Raw genomic sequence first — 2,039 nt, 5'->3', positions numbered from 1 at the left:
GACCTCGTAACACGATCTTGTTGAGGGCTTCCAGGCGTGTCGGACAGGTGTGACGATTCGGCCGTTCCGCGGAGATGAATACCCGGTGTCGGGTCTTCATCCCTCAAAAGGGGCAGGGTCACCGGTTGAGCAGCGACTTCGTGATCGCGACGGAGGACGAGGCCAGGGCGGTCGCGCCGTCGTGGATGTCCCATAGCGAGTTCTGCAGCAGCCGTCCGAGCGTCCAGCCGGTCGCGCGTGCGCGGTCCAGGCCGAGGACCTCCGTGAGTAGGTCGAAGCGGCGCCGCACGACGCGCAGGGCATCGTTCTTCGTAACGACGTCGTCCCACCGGCTGTCCAGGGCGGGCCAGAGGTCGAAGCCGGGGTCCCCGGCGAGCGGTTCGGGATCGATGGCGAGCCACGGCTCACGCTGCGCGGCGAGAACGTTGTCGTAGTGCAGATCCCAGTGCAGCATCCGGTCTCCGGGCTCGCCGGCGAGCTCGGCCACCGCCGACGCCCAGCCGCGCAGGAGTTGCCGGTCTGCTCGGTCAGCCAGAGCCTCGACCGCCTTGGGAACCTTCTCCAGCATCTCAGCGGTGATGTCGCCGAGGCTGCGCAGTCCCTGGGGCGCAGGGACGCGGACCAGCCGGGCCTGAAGCTCGGCGAGGATGCCTATCGCAACGTCGTCGTCCTCGATCGAGGTCAGCGTGCGGGCAGCGTTCAGCCGCTCCAGGAGCATGGTGCTGGTTTCGGGATCGTGGTCGAGCAGCCGCACCATCCCGTCGCCGTTCCAGGTACGCAGTCCGATGAGTGCGGCAGTGGTCTCCTCTCTGGGCATCTGCAGTTTGACGACTGCGCGCGTGCCGTTCCTACGTAGCACCGGCAGCACCAGCGAGGCTTCCCCGGCTCCGACCGCGCCGTCCCGTTTCAGCTCCCAGCGGTCCAGGAATTCCGCAGCGAGGGCCGGCAGGCCGGCGATCCAGGCCCGGCCATCCTCGCCGAAGCCTCTGGCGTACGACACCGCCAGGGACTGAGGGACCTCGACCGCTTCTAACGTGCTCAAGTCATGTGTCCTTCAACGGCGATCGTGTTTCCCGCTGAAACCTACCGGAACACAGCGAACGGCCATGCCGTCGTCCGCCTTCACCAGCCATCTTCCGCTATCGCTCACGCCCGATCACGGCTGGCTTTCTTGAGGCGTCTCCAGCAGATGAGGCCGCAGGCGAGGGAAACGAGGGCGTCGTGCAGGTCGAGGCGTCTTTCCCAGCGGACGGCAAGGCGTTTGAAGTGGTGCAGGAGGGAGAAGGTCTGCTCGACGACGTAGCGGAGTTTCCCCAGGTCCTTGATGTTCGGGGCGCCCTTGCGAGAGATCACCGGCAGGATTCGGCGCTTGCGCAGCTCACGGCGGTTGGGGTTGCTGTCGTATCCCTTGTCGCCGAGCAGGGCGTCGGGCCGACGGCGAGGCCGGCCCTGCTTGCCGGCGACGGGCGGGATGCCGTCGACCAGGGCCAGGGTCTGGGTGACGTCGTTGACGTTGGCGGCGGTGGTGATGACCTTGAACGGGGTGCCCTTGCCATCGCAGATCAGATGGTGCTTGCTGCCCGTCTTCCCGCGGTCGACCGGCGACGGACCGGTTGCTTCGCCCCCTTTTTCGCGCGGATGTGGGAGGCATCCACGCAGGCCCTGGACCAGTCCAGCTCGTCCGCCGCGTGCAGCTCGGCGAGCAGGCGCCGGTGCAACCGGTCGAAAACACCGGCCTTATGCCACCGGCCCAGTCGGCGCCAGCAGGTCTGACCGGAGCCGAACCCCAGCTCCATCGGCAGCAGTTGCCAGCTGATGTCGTTGTAGAGCACGTACAGGATGCCCTGCAGGCACAGCCGGTCGTCCACTGGCTGTGGCCCGGGCGCCTTCTCGGGCCACGGTGGCAGCAACGGCTCGATCAGCGCCCACAAGTCGTCGTCCACGATCCACGGCCGAACACTCACACCCTCACGAACGGCCGAATCGTCACACCGGTCACGCCCGACCAGCACACTCAACAAGATCGTGTTACGAGCTCT

2 protein-coding genes are annotated in these 2,039 nt (G+C 66.9%); both read right to left on the bottom strand.

The window, feature by feature from the left end; all coding sequences use genetic code 11:
- Positions 1–118: 118 nt before the first annotated feature.
- Positions 119–1,042: an aminoglycoside phosphotransferase family protein gene (locus tag IG88_RS0137610; protein WP_031051321.1), complete on the bottom strand. Its 924-nt coding sequence runs from the start codon at positions 1,040–1,042 to the stop codon at positions 119–121.
- Between the two features lie 104 nt (positions 1,043–1,146).
- Positions 1,147–1,946, bottom strand: a protein-coding gene (locus IG88_RS42170; RefSeq protein ID WP_398364072.1) for an IS5 family transposase whose coding sequence is annotated in 2 segments (ribosomal slippage) — positions 1,147–1,631 and positions 1,631–1,946 — 801 coding nt in all. Because the reading frame shifts where the segments join, the coding sequence is not laid out codon by codon here.
- Positions 1,947–2,039: the final 93 nt, after the last annotated feature.

Source organism: Streptomyces sp. NRRL F-5650, assembly GCF_000721365.1.
Lineage (GTDB): Bacteria > Actinomycetota > Actinomycetes > Streptomycetales > Streptomycetaceae > Streptomyces > Streptomyces ardesiacus.
Note: the sequence above shows the minus strand (reverse complement) of the source record. Positions and strands in the feature narration are given on the sequence as shown.